Below are 18,133 nucleotides of genomic sequence, written 5' to 3' on the forward strand. Positions count from 1 at the left end.
GTGTCGTGCTACGCCCTCCCCGGCCGGTCCAGTATGGCCGCTGATGTACGCAGTGTGTACGGCGCGGGGCGGCTCCCGGGGCCCATGCGGCGCATCGCTTTCAAGATGTGACCTGGAGGCAGCTGCCAGCGCAGACCTGCGGGAATGCTGCGCAGCAGGCTACCGGTGAGACGCAGGCGGCGGGTGACGCTGCGCGGGGCCGGTGCGGGGCGGCCGTACAGCTGGTGTGCCCAGCCGGGGAGGGATCCGTAGGCGAGGGCGGCGAGCGGGCGCCACACCAGGTTTCGGCCAGGGACGAGGAGGGGGTGGATGGGCGGGGCGCACAGGAAGGCGTCGACGGCGCGGGCGTCGGGGCCGGCGGCGAGTTCGGGGCGGATCCGCTCGAAGTAGGCGGCCAGGGCCGCGGTGTCCTCAGGTACCCCGGACGGGTCGAGCCCGACGAGGCGGGCGTTGACGCGGTTCTCCGCCACGTAGCGGTCCGCCTGGGCGGCGCTGAGCGGGACCCCGGAGCGGCGCAGGACGTGCAGGAAGCTGTCGATCTGGGCGCAGTGGATCCAGAGCAGCAGCTCGGGCTCGTCCACGCGGAACCGTGCGCCGGTGGCCGGATCGGTCGCCGACAGCATGGTGTGGATCTTGCGGACGCGGGCGCCGGCCCGTTCGGCGGCCTCGGTGGTGCCGTAGGTGACGGTGCCGACGAAGTCGGCGGTGCGCAGCAGGCGTCCCCAGGCGTCGCCGCCGCCGTTCTCCCCGCTGAAGGCGGAGCTGTTCTCCATGACCCCGCGGACCGCACGCGGGTGCAGGGCCTGGAGGTAGAGCGCGCGGACCCCCGCGATCCACATGACCGGGTCGCCGTGGCACTGCCAGGTCACGGAGCCGGGGCCGTAGAGCCCCGGATCGGGGCCCGCGATCTCGTCCATGTCCGGCTCCTGCCCTGTCGCTCGCCCCGGTGCACCTGGGCGGGTCGGACCCCGTGCGCTCTGTTCGCCCTTCCAGCATTCCACCGAACGTCCGCACGCACGCCCGTACGCCGCCTAGGCTTTCTCGCCGGCGGACCGCACCCGCCTCCCCTCGGGACGCGGAGGCACGGTCATGCGTACGGGACAGCTCGAAGGAAAGGTCGCCGTCGTCACGGGCGGTTCGTCCGGCATCGGCCTGGCGACGGCCCGGCGCTTCGTCCAGGAGGGCGCCCGGGTCTTCGTCACCGGCAGGCGGCCGGAGGAACTCGCCGCGGCGGTCCGCGACCTGGGCCCGGGCGCGGTGGCCGTCCGCGGTGACGCGTCCCGCGTCGCGGACCTGGACCGGCTCTACGCGGCGGTCGCGGCCGCGGGCTGCGAGGCCGTCGACGTGCTGGTCGTGAACGCGGGCGGCGGCCCGCCCGGCGCTCTCGCCGAGTTCACCGAGGAGCAGTTCGACGCCACCGCGGACCTCAACTTCCGGGGTGCCTTCTTCACCGTCCAACGGGCCCTGCCGCTGCTGCGCGACGGCGCCTCGGTCATCCTGCTGGGCTCGGCCGCCGGCTCCTCGGCGTCCACGCGGTACGGGGTGTACGCCGCCACGAAGGCGGCCGTACGGTCCCTCGCGCGCAGCCTGGCACTGGAGCTCGCGGGGCGCTCCATCCGGGTCAACACCCTCAGCCCGGGCCCGATCGACACCCCGGCCCTGGCCGGCGCCCCGGCGCACGTACGCGAGCGGGCGACCTCCGGAGTGCCGCTCGGCCGGGCCGGACGCCCCGAGGAGGTGGCCGCGGCGGCCCTGTTCCTGGCCTCGCGGGAGAGCAGCTTCATCACCGGGATCGAACTGTTCGTGGACGGCGGAGCCGGCCAGGTCTGAGCCGCGGGGCCGCCGCCGCCCTCTCTTGACCAGCGGGTTCACTTGGCTGAAAGTGACCCTACTGATCGACTGGGGCGGGAACGATGACACACGACGACTACGCCGTACGCTGCGAGGAACTCTTCGCGGTGGGCGGTTTCTCCAAGGTCCGCAGCCTGGCCGAATCCGGCCTGTCCGAGCTCGGACCCGATCCGGTGCTCTACCGGTGGCTCGGCCTCGCGCACGCCAAAGAGGACGAGGACGACCACGACACCGAGGCGGAGAAGGCCTACGAGGCCGGACTCGCCCAGTGGCCCGACGACCTCGGACTGCTCGTCTCGTACCTGGAACTGTGCCTGCGGGCCGACGGGTGGACGTACCCCTGGCGCGCCAAGCAGGCGGACCGGCTCAAGGAACGGATCGCCGAACTGGCGCCGCCCGGGTCCCCCGAGGCGGCCCAGGTGGAGGCCGCGGTCGGCTGGGCCGGGCGGGGCTACTGGCAGGACTTCCGCGAGAAGACCGCCGAAGCGCGGGACGAGCGGGCGGCTCTGACCTCCCACAGCTCCGATGTCGCGGAGGCGCTGGAGCAGGGCGGCACGGCTGCGCCCGCCCATCCCGAGGACCTGCGGGCCGCCGAGGTGGCCGCCGCACTGGAACTGCTGGCCGGCCCCTGGCGGGCACCGCTGCGCCTCATGGTCCGTCACCGGGTGGCCGCGTACGTCGCCACTTTCGTGCTGGTCATGGTCACCAACAATGCGCTGGTGCTGAGCGGGACGCTGTCCCGAAGCATGTGGGGCTGGGTCTGGTACGCGCCCCTCCTGCTGGCCGACATGAAGCTCAGGCAGGCCCGGCGGCTGGCCCGGCAGCGGGTGATCGCCGCGACGGAAGCCCGGCACGCCGCAACGGTCACCGCCGCAGGCTAGTTCGCTCTGCCGGGACGTCTCGGAGCCGCACAGATCAACGGCCGCTCGGCGGTCGGCGGCGAATGCCGATCAGGGCCTGGCGGACCCGGTCCACCAAGTCAGCGTCCGGCCCCTGCGCGTGCATCAGATCGTTGTACAGACTGCTCAATTCCCGGGCGGCCTCGCCGAACCGGTGCACGTCACGGAGCAACAGCCCGACCTCCAGCCGGATGTGCAGGGCCAAGGTGTCCGTGTCCGCCCGCTGCTCGCGCAGTTGGGACAGTTCGCTCTGGAGCTCCCTCAGGGCACGCTGATGTTCCCCCAGTCCGATGCGACAGCGGGCGGCCTGGATGCGACAGGTCCGCACGTCGTGCCCCGACTCCTCGCCGAGCCGCGCGAGTTCGCCGGCCAGGGCTTCGTAGGACAGCAGCGCCGCCCTCAATTCACCCGCGTCGAAGAGAGCCTGGGCGGCGGACAGCCGGTCAGCTCGCCGGGGCACGCTGGTACCGGGAAGCAGGACGGGGGGTACGGCCAGGGACGGCAGCCCCGGGAAGGCCACGTAGCCGGGGTGCTGGTCCGGCAGGTGCAGCAGCAACTCCTCGATCACGTGGCGGGCGCTGCCGGGTCGTTCATCCGGGCGCTTGGCCAACAGATTCGAGATCAGGAGGTCAAGTCGCGCGTCGACGTCCGGACGGATACTGCGCACGGAGGCAGGCTCCAGGAAGGCGTGTGCGTAGATGAGGTTGACCACGTTGCCACCGTCGAAGGGTGGCTCGCCCGCCAGGAGCTCGTACAGAACCACACCGAGCGCGTACAGATCGGTCCGGGGTGTGATGTGGCCCGCATCGAACTGCTCTGGGGCCATGTAGTGCGGACTTCCGACGAGGTGCTCGCGCTTGGTCAGGCGGGAGGGCGCGTCGGTACCCAGCACCATGGCGATGCCGAAGTCCAAGACCTTCACCGCCCCGTCGGGCGCGATCATGATGTTCTCGGGCTTGATGTCGCGATGGACGACCGGTACCTCGTGTGCGTGGTCCAGCGCGGCACACACGTGCAGGGCCAGGCACACCACCCACGCGGTAGGCAATCCGCGGGAGGCGCTGAGCAAGTCCCTTAGGGAGTCTCCCTGTACGAGCTCCATCACCATGAACATGCGGTCGGCGGCACCATCCAGGAAGGCGTCGTAAACCTGGGGGATGTTGGCATGGCGCAGCTGGGCGGTCACTCGTACCTCCCGCCGGAAGCGCTCCATGACGGCCTCACCCTCACCGCGCACGGCAAGGTTGTCGAGGATGAGCTTCACGGCGACATCGCGTCCCAGGATCCGGTCATTGGCGCGCCAGACCTGACCCATGCCGCCTGAGTCGAGCGCCTCCCGCAGCTCGTAGCGTTTGGCTACGACCCGCAGATCAGGCACCGCTCGCGCCGTCCTCCCGGGCCGCCCCGCGGGTCCCGTCCGCGTGGGACCCTTCCACCTGACTCGCCTGCCAGATCTCCTCGGCGAGCTCGTTCAAGGTGGGGCCACCGGGCAGCCCCCACTGCGTGGCCGCGTTGACGGCGACGGGAGCACCGTCCCAGGCGGCGTGCCGCCACATCTTCATGACCAGCCCGTTGAGGGAGTAGCGCACCCCATCGGCCTCCCACCGCAGGGGTTTGGCCACGTCATTCGTCCAGGTGGCCATGAACCGGTTCGGATCGGCGTTCAGCCAGTCCCCGATCGCCTCGTCCTCCCGGCGCCCGGGGTGGTACATGAGCTGGGTACCGTCCGGCAATCGGCGCTGATCCACGAGGAGGCGCACACTGCTGGGGCGCCTCGTCCGCTGCGACACGGGGCGTTGAACGTACGTCGCGAGGTCGGGGCGGTGATGTTCCCCGCTCATCGCGGCCATGACGCCCGCGGTCAGGGTCCGGCAGGCCGGAGTCTGCGTGAAGGTCCGCGAAACGAAGCTGCGCGGCCCGAACTGTATGTCGACCTCGGCAACGAGGTGGATCAGGACCCGGGCGGTCAGTTCCGAGGTCCCTGCCGGCACGGGCTGCCAGTCCGCGTCCGGGTCATCGATCGCCTCGGTGTCCACGCACTGGAACACGATGTGTGCGATCAGCAGCACACCACTTTCGGCGATCACCGCCGCCCGGCCCGTCAAGGCGGCGGCGAGGTCGTGAAGAGCCTGTTGCACGGCGCGCAGGAGCTGCACGGAACGCCAGATCTGCACGGCGCCGGGGGGTTCGGCGAAGAGCTGTGTATATCCGCCCTCCGGGGACCTCTGCCACAGGAAGTCGGTGGAGGCACGGGTGGATGCGGCCATGCGCACGTCGGGATGGGCGCAGGCCAATGCGGTGGCCGCTTCCAGTACCGTGCAGCCCGCCTCGGGGGCCGGTGCGAGGTCACCGCGCTGGACGGTGTAGTCCTTGTCCAAGGTGAGCCGGAAGTCATCGCGGATGAGTGCCTGCACCGGATCCAGCGCGATGAAGTCCCGCGGTTCCACGTGGTTCTGGGTGTTGGTGGCAATGGTGACCGCACCGGCGAACCCCGCCGGAGCCTCCCCGGCAACGATGACCCGCACCATGACCTTGGCCTCCGTGAGCGCCTTCGCATCGTCCGCGAAGGCCCGGTACAGCGAGGCCGCGGTCTGGGCACCGTTGACGATCCCTGCTCCGATGAGGGTCAGGCGCATCGGCGCCCCGCGAGTCCGCGGGCCGAAGTACTCGGCCGAAGCCGAATCGCACAGGAGGGTGATGCCGTTGTTCAGGTACCAGAAGTGGCCGGGGCTCTCTGCCAGGCTGGCGTCCATCGTCGTGTTGACCGATGATCGCCCCAGCGAACGGCGCACGTTGGCGGCGAAGAGGTCCCCGCCGTGCAGCTCGTACCAGTGGGCGATTTCCTCGGCCGAGACCGTTCCGACGTAAGCGGCGTACGGCAGGTCCTGCCCGTACCAGCCGTCGGCGAAGGTCACGGCCACCGTCAACGGGTGCGGAGCCAGATCCCGCCGGATCGCGGCGTACAGGTCGCTGCTCGCCAGCACCCTCAAATCCGAGATGGTGCCCAGATCGGCGGACTCCTCGCGCATCAGCTGCAGGGAACTCACCGTGGGCCTCGCCGGGCCCATGACCGCCGCCACGAGATGGACCCGGGGCTGCGGATGGGCGAGTACCCGGTGAACCGCATCGGCGTGAGCCTGGATCCGGGGGTCGAAGCGGTCGAACTGCCCGTTGTCCAAGGCGCGGAAGGCGCTGACGAGCCTGCTGGTGTCGGTGGACCCGAACCGGGCGGCGCCCTGGTCGCTCCACTTGGACTGAACCAGCCAGAGCTCGCCGGTGGCGGAGGAGACGGCCACGGCGTCGATACCGAAGTCATCGAACCCGTCGGTCACGGTGGCGGCTGCTTCCCGCGCACTGCAGTTGGTGAGGATCCGCACGGCCTTCGCGGCCAAGGCGCGGTTCAGAAACGTGGGATCGCGGTGGGCGCCGGTCCGCTCGACGTCACCCGTCGGAATCAGGCCGTCGAACTCGCTGACGAGCGCCTGGCGGATCTGTCGTACCTGCAAGGGTGCGGCACCCTCCGGGGAGTTTTCCGGCGCCACTTCCCCACCTCCGCCCGCTCGCGTCCCAGAACTATACGAGCGAAGACGCGAACGGGGTCACGGGAGTTCCACATTCATCAGCTCGCCTTGCGGACAGGGGTTCAGCGGCGCACCCTCGGCATGCCGAGGCCGATCCACGAGATGATCTCGCGCTGGATCTCGTTGTTGCCGCCGCCGAAGGTGAAGATGACGGCGCTGCGGTAGCCGCGTTCCAGTTCGCCGTGCAGGACCGCGCCCGCGGAGCCGTCCTTCAGGGAGCCGGCCGCGCCGACGACCTCCATCAGCCAGGCGTACGCGTCCCTGCGCGCCTCGGAGCCGTAGACCTTGACGGCGGAGGCGTCCTGCGGGGTGAGGACGCCGTCCTGGACGGCGTTGACCATCTGCCAGTTCAGCAGTTTCATCGCGTCGAGGCGGGCGTGCGTGCGGGCGAGGCGGCCGCGGACCCAGGAGAGGTCGATGACGCGGCGGCCGTCGGCGAGCTTGGTCTCGGCGGCCCAGCGCTGGACGTCGTGCAGGGCGCGGATGGCCATGGTGCCGTGGGCGGCGAGGGTGACGCGCTCGTGGTTGAGCTGGTTGGTGATCAGTCGCCAGCCCTTGTTCTCCTGGCCGACGCGGCGGCTCGCGGGAACTCGGATGTTCTCGTAGTAGCTGGCGGTGGTGTCGTGCGAGGCGAGGGTGTTGATGAGGGTGCAGGAGTATCCGGGGTCTGAGGTCGGCACGAGGAGCATGGTGATGCCCTTGTGGGCGGGGGCGTCCGGGTCGGTGCGGACGGCGAGCCAGACCCAGTCGGCGGTGTCTCCGTTGGTGGTCCAGATCTTCTGCCCGTCGACGACGTAGGTGCCGGTCTCCTCGTCGCCCTCGCGGACGGCCTTGCACTTGAGGGCGGCGAGGTCGGTGCCGGCGTCGGGCTCGCTGTAGCCGATGGCGAAGTCGATCTCGCCCGCGAGGATCTTGGGCAGGAAGTACGCCTTCTGCTCGTCGGTGCCGAACTGCATGATGGTCGGCCCGACGGTGTTGAGGGCCATCAGCGGCAGCGGTACGACGGCCTGTGCGGCCTCGTCGAAGAAGATGAACTGGTCCATGGGCGACATCCCGCGCCCGCCGTACTCCTTGGGCCAGCCGACCCCGAGCCAGCCGTCGGCGCCGAGCCGGCGGATGGTCTCCCGGTAGAAGCGCTTCTGCTCGGCCGGGTCCTCGTACCGGGCGTGGACGTCCTCCGGAATCAGTTCGGCGAAGTAGGCGCGCAGCTCGGTGCGCAACCGCTGCTGCTCAGGCGTGTATTCGAGGTGCACGGCCCCTCCGGGTCTCTCGTGGCTCAAGGTCGCGCGGCCGTCCGCCGCCGCCGCGGGGGCAGACTAGAACCTGTTCCAAGAATCCGGAAGGGCCGGCGGGCAGTCAGCGGGCCACCACACCGTTTCCGCCCGTCCAGTCCCCCGGGTACCCGTTCCCGTCAGTTCAGGGCGCTGATCATGGCGGCGGCCGTCGCCGTCATCGCCTCCCGCGCGGCGGTCAAGTACGGGCGGGGATCGGCGGGGGTCAGATGGGTGCGGATGGCTTGGGTCATCGCCACGTTGAGCGCGGTGCCGATGTTGACCTTGCGGATGCCGCCGGCGACGGCCGCGGCGAGTTCCGCGTCCGGCAGACCGGAGGAACCGTGCAGCACCAGCGGCACGTCGACCGTCTTGGCGAGGCGGCCGAGCAGCACGTGGTCCAGGGCTGCGGTCCGGCTGGTCATGGCGTGGCTGCTGCCGATGGCGACGGCCAGTGCGTCGACCCCGGAGTCGGCGACGAACCGCCGCGCCTCGTCCGGGTCGGTACGTGCGCCGGGTGCGTGCGGATCCAGTGGCGCGGCCCCGTTCTTCCCGCCGACCTCGCCCAGTTCGGCTTCGATCCAGAGCCCGTTGACGTGGGCCCAGTCGGCGGCGGAGCGGGTGGCCTCCAGGTTCTCGGCATAGGAGAGGTGCGCGGCGTCGAACATGACCGAGCTGAATCCGGCGTCCACGGCCTGCCGCAGCAGTTCGGAGCTCTTGACGTGGTCCAGGTGCAGTCCGACCGGGACCCCGGCGGCCTCGGCGATGGCTACGGCGGCGCGGCTGATCGGCAGCAGCGCTCCGCCCCGGAACTTGACGGCGTTCTCGCTGAGCTGGAGGACCACCGGCAGTCCGGCCGATTCGGCGCCCGCGACGACCGCTTCGGCGTGTTCCAGCGTGATGATGTTGAAGGCGGCGACGGCGCGGCCCCGGGCTGCGGCCTCCAGGACGAGCGTGCCGGCGGAGACCAGGCTCATCGGACGGCCTCCTCGCCCGTGGTGAGGATGACGGACCGGGTCAGATTGCGCGGCGCGTCCGGGTCCAGCCCCTGGTGGGCGGCGACGGCGACGGCCAGACGGTGTACGCGGACCAGCTCGGCGAGCGGGTCGAGGTGCCCGGCCACCCACTGGGCTCCGGTCCCCCGGACCTGTTCGGCGAGCCCTTCGGGCGCATCGCCGAGCGACCAGGTGGCGGTGCCGGGCGCCGAGACGCTGATGGGGCCGTGCCGGTACTCCATGGCCGGGTAGGACTCGGCCCAGGCCAGGGCGGCTTCGCGCATCTTCAGCGCGGCCTCGTTGGCGAGTCCGACGCTCCATCCGCGCCCGAGGAAGGTGAACTGGCCCCGGGTCTCCAGCTCCGCGGGGAGCGGGTCGGCCAGTGCGGCTCGCCCGTCGGCGACGACGGACGGGCTGTGCAGGCCGACGTGGGCGCGCAGCAGGGTGAGGGCGGTGGTGGCGAAGCGGGTCTGGACGACGGACCGCTCGTCGGCGAAGTCGAGTACGACGAGCTCGTCGGCGAGGGTGATGACGGGGGTGGCGGGGTCCCCGATGACGGCGGTGGTGGGCACGCCCGCGTCCCGCAGTCCGGCCAGCAGGTCGAGGACCTCGGTGGTGGTCCCGGACCGGGTCAGCGCGACGACCCGGTCGTAGCGCCGGTGGCGGGGGAACTCCGAGGCGGGGAAGGCGTCGGTTTCGCCCTGTCCGGCCTCCTCGCGCAACACGGCGGCGGCCTGGGCCATGTAGTACGAGGTCCCGCATCCGACGATCGCGGTACGCTCCCCCGGCCGCGGCAGCACCGCCCGGTGTTCCGGGGCCAGTTCGGCGGCCCGCTCCCAGCATGCGGGCTGCGTGCCCAACTCGTACGCGACATGGCTCATGGCGGCTCCCTAGCGCGGTGCGTGCACCCCTGAATGCGTGTTCCTGCAAGATAGTGGGCTCTTTCACGCAACTTCAAGCATCTCAGGGATGATCCCCTGCGTTAATCTCGACGCATAGGCCAAGCGAGAGCGCCGAAGCGAACGGCGAATCGACTACCGCGAGCACGACCGAAGACGCGATCGACGACGCGATCGACGGCGCGATCGAAGCCACGATCGAAGACGAGACCGAAAGGGCGGCCGATGACCCGCAAGGAACGCTGGCAGACACTGCTGGACCTGCTGGTGGAGCGGGGCGAGCTGGAAGTCGAGCCCGCCGCCGAGGCCCTCGGCGTGTCCGCCGCCACCATCCGGCGCGACCTCGACCAGCTCGCCGAGCAGCAGCTGCTGGTCCGCACGCGCGGCGGAGCGGTCCTGCACGGGGTCTCCTACGAACTCCCGCTGCGCTACCGCACCTCGCGCCGGGCCGCCGAGAAGAGCCGCATCAGCGAGACCGTCGCGGCGCTGATCGTCCCCGGCGAGGTGATCGGCCTGACCGGCGGCACCACGACCACCGAGGTGGCGCGTGCACTGGCCGCCCGCCCCGACCTCGCCACCGGCTCCCCCGCCCTCACCGTGGTCACCAACGCGCTGAACATCGCGGGTGAACTGGTCATCAGACCGCAGTTCAAGATCGTGCTCACCGGCGGCGTGGCCCGGCCCCAGTCCTACGAGCTCACCGGGCCGCTCGCCATGGAGGTGCTCGGGCAGCTCACCGTGGACACCGCCGTCGTCGGCGTCGACGCCTTCGACCCGGCCGACGGGGCCGCCACCCGCCACGAGGACGAGGCCGCCATGAACCGGCTGCTCTGCGAGCGCGCCCGCCGCGTGGTGATCGCGGCCGACTCCAGCAAGCTGGGCGTCCGCGCCTTCGCCCGCATCGTCTCGACCGACGCCGTGGACGTGCTGGTGACCGACACCGGGCTGTCCCCGTCGGTGGCCGAGGCCTTCGAGGCGGCGGGCGTGGAGGTCATCCGCGCCTGAGCACACGGCCAGGTCCTCCCGGGGTGGGCGGCCGACAGGCCGGGATCCCGGCACAGGGGTGGTGGCCGGGTCAGCCGAAACAGACCCGGCCGCCCTCCGCCGGACTGCCCGGCGTCACACAGAACCGGGCGCCGGCCGGCCCCTCCACCGCCGGCGCCATCGGGGTAGCCACGTACTTGCCGACGTCCCGGCCGGTCACCCTGAGCTCCTGGGGTGGCGGACCGTCCGGCACCGACAGCTCGACGTGGTCCCCGTCCTTCAGGCCCGAGGCCCGCACCCACACCGCCTGGCACAACTCTCCGTGGCGCAGCTCCAGTTGGCGACCACCCGGGGCCGTGCCAGTCAGCGCCGTGGTCACCATGCCCGCTCCCCCGCACCCCATGCTCAGCGGGTCCTTGCCGGCACAGCTAGCCGCCAGACATCCGGGATTGCGGATGGGCTTCTCCGCCGCCGGATCGGCCGGGTCCGCCCCCGGCCCGGCCCCGCGGGGCAGCAGTGCCGCGGCCGTCGCGAGCATGGCGACGGACAGCGCGCCGACGGCCACGGCCACCCACCGCCGGACCGGAGCGGCTGGCTCGGCATCAGGCCGGGTATCAGGTCGGGCAACAGGTTGGGCGTCAGGTTCGGCGTCGGGTACCTCCGCGGCCGGCCGGCCCCGGTCGCTCCAGGCGGCGTCGGCAAGCTCCCACAGGGCCAGCAGCCGGGTCGGCCGCTCGCGCGCGACCGCGCACAGCGCCTCGACGGCCTGCCGGGGCGCGGGCTGCTTGCCATTGAGGTACCGCTCCCACGAGGACTTGCTGTAGGGAGTGTGCCGGGCGAGGGCCGCGAGACTCAGGCCCGTGCGCTCCCGCAGCCCCCGCATCTCTGCGGCGAGCTGCCCACCCTCCGCGGGTGTCGTCACTCGCGCAGCTCTCCCCAGGTCTTCGGTCCGACGATGCCGTCGGCGACCAGTCCGCGCGCCGCCTGGAACCGCGTCGCGGCGTCCTTGGTGGTCTGGCCGTACAGGCCGTCCGTGGTGCCCGGGTCGAAGCCGTGCTCGCGCAGCAGGCACTGGACCTCGACGACGTCGAAACCGGTGCTGTTGATGTCGAGCAGGATCTCCCGGTTGGTGCTGTGCCCCGCGCGGAGATCTCCGTCCCGGCGACCGATGTCGCACTCGTACGCCACTCCCCGCAGGTAGCCGGACTTCCCGGTGTCCGCGGCCGCCTTCTCGTCGTCGGCCCACACACCACCGGTCAGCAGTCCGGCGGTGAAGGCCAGGACCACGGAGGCGACGATCCCCGCGACGAAGCCGCGCAGGGAGACCGTACGAACGACCAGCGCCGGCGCCGGCCCCTCCGCGACGCCGTCCCGATCCTCCTCCGGCTGCCCGCCCTCCAGCACTGCGGCGGCCGTCCGGCCGGCGGTGTCCCGCCGCGCCTGTACGGCTACGTCGTGCAGCACCACCAGGCGCGTGGGCTCCGCCCCGCACACCGCCGCGAGCTCCTCGACGGCCTCGCGGGGCACCGGCTGCTTCCCGTTGAGGTACCGCTCCCACGACGAACGGCTGTAGCCGGTCTTCGCCGCGAGCGCGGCCAGGCTCAGCCCGCTGTGGTCCTTCAGTCGCCGCAGCTCTGCGATGAGCCGCTGCTCCCGCCCGTCGAGTACGGCGGGCAGTTCCTTCCAACGCGCCACTTGTTCGTCCCCCTCGGTCCGGGCTCAAGCATCGGCCCCGGGCTCCGGGCTTTCAGCGTTTCGCGCGGCTTGACGTGATCCTTTTCGCTCCCATCGTCCCACGAGAGCGTCCCGGCGCGGAACGTCCCAGCAGGTCAGGGCGTGGGACGTCCCACGTTGACCCCGTTCGCCGAGCGCGCTGGACGCCGCCGAGGTTGGCGCAGGAGAGTCACTGCGAACACGGGCCGGATGCCCGGTCGACAACAGGGGGGAGCAGCACATGCACCTTCGTGAGCAACCACCCGGGGCAGGCCGCGCGCCGGCATGTGATGGGAGGTGCCCCTGACCTGAACGACCAGGGGTAACCGAATCGGGGGAGCCTTGGGTGATCACAGGGGAATCACCCAAGGCACGGGGGAACAAGCGGGGGAAATCACAGGGGAAATCACGGGGGAATGAAAGTGGCCCGGCCTCACTCTGGAGGCCGGGCCGCCACATTGGCGTCACTCAGGGTCGAATACCGACCTCATCACGCCTGGCCGTACGCATTTCCGATCCATACCCAGTCGGTGCCCTTGCGCAGCCACGCCTTTACCTCGACGTTGGCCGGCTCCTGGATGTCGCCCGTCTTCCACGGGGTGCAGTACGGAGACGCGTGGCCCTGCGTGGTGACCGAACGGTTGAAGACCCCGTTCACCCACAGCTCGCCGTAGACGCCCCATCCGTCGGGGTTGTTGTCGCAGGCCTGGAGCTTGTCGCCGTTGGCCTCGAAGTAGACCCCGTACCGGTCTCCCGGGACCCCGATAGCCGCGGAGGCCGGGCTGGCCAGACCCATGACCAGAGTGCCCGCGGTGGCCGTGACCAGCATGCCGACACGGACCCGGCCGCGATGTGACAGGAGTTTCATAAATCCCCCGAACTCGGACTGTCAATCAATCGCCCCTTGCGATCGAAACAATCCTGACATGCCACAGCCCACCCCCTCAGAGCATTTCCGGCCCGATACTCAATCCTTCATTCTCGCCCATATCGACAACTCTCGGAAAATATCCGCCGGGGAATTCCATACAATACAACCCGTTGTCCGATTGATAATTATGGCCGAATGTAATTCGGCCGCCGGATAATAGCAATTCACCACCCGCATGCCCGCCAGGTTGAGTGCTCGTATCCGTCAGTGCGCCGGGAGCCGCCCCGCCTCGCGGGCGAGGGCTGCCAGGACCGGGGCGATCAGCGGATGCGTCTCGGCGCCGCGCCGGGTGGCCGCGAAGACCCGCCGGGTCGCCGCCGGGCCGGTCACCGGGCGGACCTGGACCTCCTTGAGCTCCATGCCGCGCAGGGCGGAACGGGGCACCAGGGCGACCCCGGCGCCGGCGCCGACCAGCGCGACCACGGCGCGGAAGTCGTCGGAGGAGTGCACCAGCCGGGGCTGGAAGCCCGCGAGTTCGCAGGCGAGCTGCATGACGTCGTGGCAGGGGTTGCCGGGGTACTGGCCCACCCAGTCGGCGTCCGAGAGACCGGCCAGCGGCACCTCGGGCAGATCACCGAGGGGATGGCCGGCGGGCAGCACCGCGTCGAAGGGTTCCGCGTACAGCGGGAGCACGGACAGCCGGCCGTCGTCGGCGCCGGGGGCGCCCCGGTACTCCACGGCCAGGGCCAGGTCAGCCTCGCCGTCGAGCAGCAGCGGCAGGCTCTGGTCGCCCTCCGCGTCGCGTACGCGCAGCCGGATCCCCGGGTGGTCCACGGCGAGCCGGGCGATGGCCGGGGCCAGTACCTCGGCGATCCCGGTGGCGAAGGCCGCCACGGTGACGGAGCCCGCCGACCCGCCCGCGTAGGCGGCGAGTTCGGCTTCGGCCCGCTCGAGCTGCGCCAGGACCTCGTGGGCGTGCCCGAGCAGGATCTCGCCGGCCGCGGTGAGGCGTACGCCCCGGCCGCTGCGGGTCAGCAGGGCGTGCCCCGTCTCCTGCTCCAGCGCCGCGAGCTGCTGGGACACAGCGGAGGGGGTGAGGTACAGCGCCGCGGCCGCGGCGGTCACCGTACGGTGGTCCGCCACGGCCCGCAGGATGCGCAGCCGCCGGGGGTCGATCACGCTGCCATTCTCGCAGGCCGCGGGGCCCGTGCGGGCCGCACCCGAAGTCCAGGGGCGGCGGCGCTCCGCCCAGGCCCCTGGGGCTCCGCCCCAGCCCTCGCGCCTCGAACGCCGGCCAAATCCAGCCCCTCCGGCGTTTGAGGAGGGGGGTCCGGGGGCCGGCCCCCGGCAACGGCGCCGCACCCGGCGAACGGGGGCCGGCCCAGGCTCAGGACTCGGCGCCCGCCAGGGCCGCCCGCGCGTCGATGAACGCCGCGATCGCGCGTTCCACGTCGGCCGTCGAGTGCGCGGCCGAGAGCTGGACGCGGATCCGCGCAGCACCCATCGGCACCACCGGGTAGGAGAAGCCGATCACGTAGACGCCGCGCTCCAGCAGGAGTTCCGCCATCCTGGCCGCCTCCGCCGCGTCGCCGATCATCACGGGGGCGATGGCGTGGTCACCGGGCAGGATCTCGAAGCCGGCCTCGGTCATCTTCGTGCGGAAGAGCGCGGTGTTGGCGGCGAGCCGCTCGCGCAGGTCGTCGGCCGACTCCAGCAGGTCGAGGACCTTGAGGGAGGCCGCCGCGATGACCGGGGCGAGGGAGTTGGAGAAGAGGTACGGGCGCGAGCGCTGGCGCAGCAGCTCGACGATCTCGGTGCGTGCCGCGACGTAGCCGCCGGAGGCTCCGCCCAGCGCCTTGCCGAGGGTGCCGGTGATGATGTCCACGCGGTCCATGACCCCGTGCAGTTCGGGGGTGCCGCGGCCGCCGGGGCCGACGAAGCCGACGGCGTGCGAGTCGTCGACCATGACCATGGCGTCGTAGCGCTCCGCGAGGTCGCAGATCTCGGCGAGCGGGGCGACGTAGCCGTCCATGGAGAACACGCCGTCGGTGACGATCAGCTTGCGGCGGGCACCGCCCTCGGTGGCCTCCTTGAGCCTGGTCTCCAGCTCCGCCATGTCGCGGTTGGCGTAGCGGAAGCGCCGGGCCTTCGAGAGGCGGATGCCGTCGATGATCGAGGCGTGGTTCAGGGCGTCGGAGATCACCGCGTCCTCGGGGCCGAGGATGGTCTCGAAGACTCCGCCGTTGGCGTCGAAGCAGGAGGAGTAGAGGATCGTGTCCTCCTGGCCGAGGAAGGCGGAGAGCCGAGCCTCCAGCTCCTTGTGCACCTCCTGCGTACCGCAGATGAAGCGCACGGAGGCCATGCCGTAGCCCCAGCGGTCCAGGGCCTCCTTCGCCGCGGTGACCACCTCGGGGTGGTCGGCGAGGCCGAGGTAGTTGTTGGCGCAGAAGTTGAGGACCTCACCGGGGGCGCCGCCCGAGGTCACGGCGACGGCGGCGTTCTGCGGGGTGCCGATGACGCGCTCGGGCTTGTGCAGACCCGCGGCGCGGATCTCGTCGAGGGTCGTACGGAGGTCCGCGCGGACGGTCTCGAACATGTGCGGTGCTCTCTTTCTCCTGGTGCGGCGGACGGAGGGGGGCCGGGCCCCGCGGAGGGGGGCGGGGCCCGGCCGGAGGGAAATGGTCTGTGGGGGCTGGACGCCCGGGCCGCTAGACCCGGGCTGCTGGGCCCGGATCGCTGGGCCCGGATCGCTACGCCTGGGTCCAGTCCAAAATGATCTTGCCGCTGCGCGCGGTCGCGGCCTCGTCGAACGCGGCCTCGAAGTCCCCGTAGGCGTACCGGCCGGTGATGACGGGGCTGAGGTCGAGCCCGCCCTCCAGCAGCACGGTCATCGCGTACCAGGTTTCGAACATCTCGCGTCCGTAGATGCCCTTGATCGTGATCATCGAGGTGACGACCTTGGCCCAGTCGACGGCGAACTCCTGCGCCGGCAGGCCGAGCATGGCGATCCGGCCGCCGTGCGTCATGTTGTCGATCATGTCGCGCATGGCCTCGCCGCGGCCGGACATCTCCAGGCCGATGTCGAAGCCCTCGCGCAGGCCGAGCTGGGCCTGCGCGTCGGCGATGGTCGCCTTCGAAACGTCGAGCGCGAGGGTGGCGCCGGCCTTGCGGGCGATCTCCAGACGCTCCGGGCTGACGTCGGTGATGACCACGTTGCGCGCTCCCGCGTGCCGGGCCACGGCCGCCGCCATGATCCCGATCGGGCCCGCGCCGGTGATCAGTACGTCCTCGCCGACCAGCGGGAAGGAGAGCGCGGTGTGCACGGCGTTGCCGAACGGGTCGAAGATCGCCGCGACGTCCAGGTCGACCTTCGTCCGGTGCACCCACACGTTCTGCGCGGGCAGCACCACGTACTCGGCGAAGGCGCCGTCGCGTCCCACGCCGAGCCCGATCGTGCTGCGGCACAGGTGCCGGCGCCCGGCCAGGCAGTTGCGGCACTTCCCGCACACCAGGTGGCCCTCGCCGCTGACCAGCGCGCCGATCTCGATCTCGGTCACGCCCGCACCGATCGCGGCGACCTCGCCGACGAACTCGTGGCCGAGCACGAGGGGGGTCTTGACGGCGCCCTGCGCCCAGCCGTCCCAGGAGCGGATGTGCAGGTCCGTCCCGCAGATGCCGGTGCGCAGCACCTTGATCAGCACGTCGCCGGGGCCGTACTCGGGCTCGGGAACGTCCATCAGCCACAGCCCGGGCTCGGCCTTGTGCTTGACGAGTGCCTTCATGGGGGTGGCTCCAGGCATGCGGAAGGAAGCGCTACGGGGCGTGCGGGCCGGGCAGCGTTCTGACGGCACCAATCTGCCGACCTGCGGGTGATCAGTCCATCGAGGATTTCTTAAGCGGGTCCACAGCCCAGCTTCACGCCTATGCTCCTGGGATGACGGGCAGGGGCCGGGGAGTGGTCCGGGCCGGGAATGGGGAGGTGAGGGGCGTGCCGAGTCTGCGCAGCAGGGCGCTTTCGGTCGCGCTGATCGCGGCGGGACGGCGAAGACGGTTCGGGAGCGCGGAGGCGGTCCGTACCCGGGTGGCGGAATCGATGCGGCGCCCGGCGTCGCACCTTCCCCCGCGTTCGCTGGGCCGGGTGGCGGAGGTCTCGCGGACCTTCGTCGGGGCCTGGCCGGTGTACGAGGTCTCGCCTCTCGGCGCGGAACCGGCCGCCCGGGTGCTGTACGTGCACGGCGGCGGGTACATCAACGAACTGGTCCGGCCGCACTGGTCGCTGATCCGGACCCTGGTCGCGCAGGCGCAGGCCCGGGTCGTCGTACCGGCCTACATACTGGCCCCGCGCGGAACCGCCGACCGGACCGTCCCGGTCGCCGCCGATCTGCTCAGCGGCCTGATCGCGAGCGGGGGCGCGGGCGGCACGGTGCTCCTCGGGGATTCGGCGGGCGCCGGCCTGGCGCTGGCCGCGGCGCAGCGGCTGCGCGACCGCAACGGGGCGCAGCCGTCCCGGATCGTGCTGATCTCGCCCTGGCTGGACGTGTCCATGAGCCACCCCGACCAGGCGGCCATCGAGGCGGGCGACCCGATGCTGGCCCGCCCCGGCCTGCGGGAGGCCGGGCGGCTGTACGCGGGCAACCTGGCGGCCGACGATCCCCGGGTGAGCCCGCTGCACGGGTCGTTCGCGGGGCTGGCACCGCTGACGGTGTTCACGGGCACCCGGGACGTTCTGACGACCGACAGCCGCGAGCTGCTGAACCGGGCGCGGGCGGCCGGCGCCGAGGTGGAGTTCATCGAGGAGCCGGGGCTGCCGCACGTCTACCCGCTGCTGCCGGTCCCGGAGGGCAGGGCGGCCCGCGACCGGATCGTGGAACTGGTCCGCGCGGCGGCGGCGGAGTCCTGAGCCGCGGTGCGCCGGGCGGGGCGTCGGGCCCCCTCACCCCGTCCAGTCCCGTCCCGTCCGATGACCGTCCCGGTGAGACCCTCGGGGCCCGAGAAAAGGACCGGGCCCCGACCCATGGGGGCGGGTCGGGGCGCGGAGTAGGGCCGGACACGCCGGCGCGGGCCCTTCA

At 71.6% G+C, this 18,133-nt stretch carries 16 protein-coding genes; 4 read left to right on the forward strand and 12 right to left on the reverse strand.

Features of this window, described 5'->3' with window-relative positions:
- Positions 1–8 precede the first annotated feature (8 nt).
- Positions 9–917, reverse strand: a complete 909-nt coding sequence (locus AC3IYI_RS03635) for an oxygenase MpaB family protein (protein ID WP_489408825.1) — start codon at positions 915–917, stop codon at positions 9–11.
- Positions 918–1,089: 172 nt separating this feature from the next.
- Between AC3IYI_RS03635 and AC3IYI_RS03640 the strand changes: the two genes are divergently transcribed.
- Together AC3IYI_RS03640 and AC3IYI_RS03645 are read left to right on the forward strand one after the other, a co-directional pair.
- Positions 1,090–1,830: an SDR family NAD(P)-dependent oxidoreductase gene (locus AC3IYI_RS03640; protein WP_489408826.1), complete on the forward strand. Its 741-nt coding sequence runs from the start codon at positions 1,090–1,092 to the stop codon at positions 1,828–1,830.
- Positions 1,831–1,913: 83 nt separating this feature from the next.
- The gene (locus tag AC3IYI_RS03645) at positions 1,914–2,732 is read left to right on the forward strand and encodes a hypothetical protein (protein WP_489408827.1); all 819 of its coding nucleotides are present in this window, start codon (positions 1,914–1,916) and stop codon (positions 2,730–2,732) included.
- A gap of 34 nt (positions 2,733–2,766) precedes the next feature.
- Here the strand turns inward: AC3IYI_RS03645 and AC3IYI_RS03650 are convergent, their stop codons facing one another.
- The 5 genes from AC3IYI_RS03650 to AC3IYI_RS03670 all read right to left on the reverse strand — a co-directional run bounded on the left by AC3IYI_RS03650 (position 2,767) and on the right by AC3IYI_RS03670 (position 9,478).
- Complete coding sequence (locus AC3IYI_RS03650) at positions 2,767–4,128, reverse strand: serine/threonine-protein kinase (RefSeq protein WP_489408828.1); 1,362 nt, start codon at positions 4,126–4,128, stop codon at positions 2,767–2,769.
- Positions 4,121–6,256, reverse strand: coding sequence for an AIPR family protein (locus tag AC3IYI_RS03655; RefSeq protein WP_489408829.1), 2,136 nt, complete (start codon positions 6,254–6,256; stop codon positions 4,121–4,123). Before AC3IYI_RS03655 ends, AC3IYI_RS03650 begins: the two co-directional genes overlap by 8 nt.
- A 137-nt stretch (positions 6,257–6,393) precedes the next feature.
- Positions 6,394–7,584: an acyl-CoA dehydrogenase family protein gene (locus AC3IYI_RS03660; protein WP_489408830.1), complete on the reverse strand. Its 1,191-nt coding sequence runs from the start codon at positions 7,582–7,584 to the stop codon at positions 6,394–6,396.
- A gap of 158 nt (positions 7,585–7,742) precedes the next feature.
- Positions 7,743–8,579: a class II fructose-bisphosphate aldolase gene (locus tag AC3IYI_RS03665; RefSeq protein ID WP_489408831.1), complete on the reverse strand. Its 837-nt coding sequence runs from the start codon at positions 8,577–8,579 to the stop codon at positions 7,743–7,745.
- On the reverse strand, positions 8,576–9,478 hold the full coding sequence (locus tag AC3IYI_RS03670; protein ID WP_489408832.1) for an SIS domain-containing protein: 903 nt from the start codon (positions 9,476–9,478) through the stop codon (positions 8,576–8,578). Before AC3IYI_RS03670 ends, AC3IYI_RS03665 begins: the two co-directional genes overlap by 4 nt.
- A gap of 243 nt (positions 9,479–9,721) precedes the next feature.
- Between AC3IYI_RS03670 and AC3IYI_RS03675 the strand changes: the two genes are divergently transcribed.
- A complete protein-coding gene (locus AC3IYI_RS03675; protein ID WP_489408833.1) occupies positions 9,722–10,501 on the forward strand; it encodes a DeoR/GlpR family DNA-binding transcription regulator in 780 nt (259 codons plus the stop codon).
- Positions 10,502–10,571: 70 nt separating this feature from the next.
- Here AC3IYI_RS03675 and AC3IYI_RS03680 read toward each other — a convergent pair whose 3' ends face one another.
- The 6 genes from AC3IYI_RS03680 to tdh form a co-directional block, all read right to left on the reverse strand.
- Complete coding sequence (locus tag AC3IYI_RS03680) at positions 10,572–11,402, reverse strand: helix-turn-helix domain-containing protein (protein WP_489408834.1); 831 nt, start codon at positions 11,400–11,402, stop codon at positions 10,572–10,574.
- Positions 11,399–12,175 carry a helix-turn-helix domain-containing protein gene (locus AC3IYI_RS03685; protein ID WP_489408835.1) on the reverse strand — a complete coding sequence of 259 codons (777 nt, stop codon included), beginning with the start codon at positions 12,173–12,175 and terminating at the stop codon, positions 11,399–11,401. The genes AC3IYI_RS03680 and AC3IYI_RS03685 overlap by 4 nt, the downstream gene beginning before the upstream one ends.
- Positions 12,176–12,683: 508 nt before the next feature.
- Positions 12,684–13,061: a hypothetical protein gene (locus tag AC3IYI_RS03690; RefSeq protein WP_489408836.1), complete on the reverse strand. Its 378-nt coding sequence runs from the start codon at positions 13,059–13,061 to the stop codon at positions 12,684–12,686.
- Positions 13,062–13,328: 267 nt separating this feature from the next.
- The gene (locus tag AC3IYI_RS03695) at positions 13,329–14,243 is read right to left on the reverse strand and encodes a LysR family transcriptional regulator (protein ID WP_243340858.1); all 915 of its coding nucleotides are present in this window, start codon (positions 14,241–14,243) and stop codon (positions 13,329–13,331) included.
- Between the two features lie 208 nt (positions 14,244–14,451).
- A complete protein-coding gene (locus AC3IYI_RS03700) occupies positions 14,452–15,660 on the reverse strand; it encodes a glycine C-acetyltransferase (RefSeq protein ID WP_489408837.1) in 1,209 nt (402 codons plus the stop codon).
- A 154-nt stretch (positions 15,661–15,814) separates the two neighbouring features.
- Positions 15,815–16,846, reverse strand: coding sequence for an L-threonine 3-dehydrogenase (gene tdh / locus AC3IYI_RS03705; RefSeq protein WP_489408838.1), 1,032 nt, complete (start codon positions 16,844–16,846; stop codon positions 15,815–15,817).
- Positions 16,847–17,052: 206 nt separating this feature from the next.
- Here tdh and AC3IYI_RS03710 point away from each other — a divergent pair, with 206 nt between their 5' ends.
- The gene (locus AC3IYI_RS03710; protein ID WP_489408839.1) at positions 17,053–17,964 is read left to right on the forward strand and encodes an alpha/beta hydrolase fold domain-containing protein; all 912 of its coding nucleotides are present in this window, start codon (positions 17,053–17,055) and stop codon (positions 17,962–17,964) included.
- Positions 17,965–18,133: the final 169 nt, after the last annotated feature.

This window comes from Streptomyces sp. GL_148 (assembly GCF_057834205.1).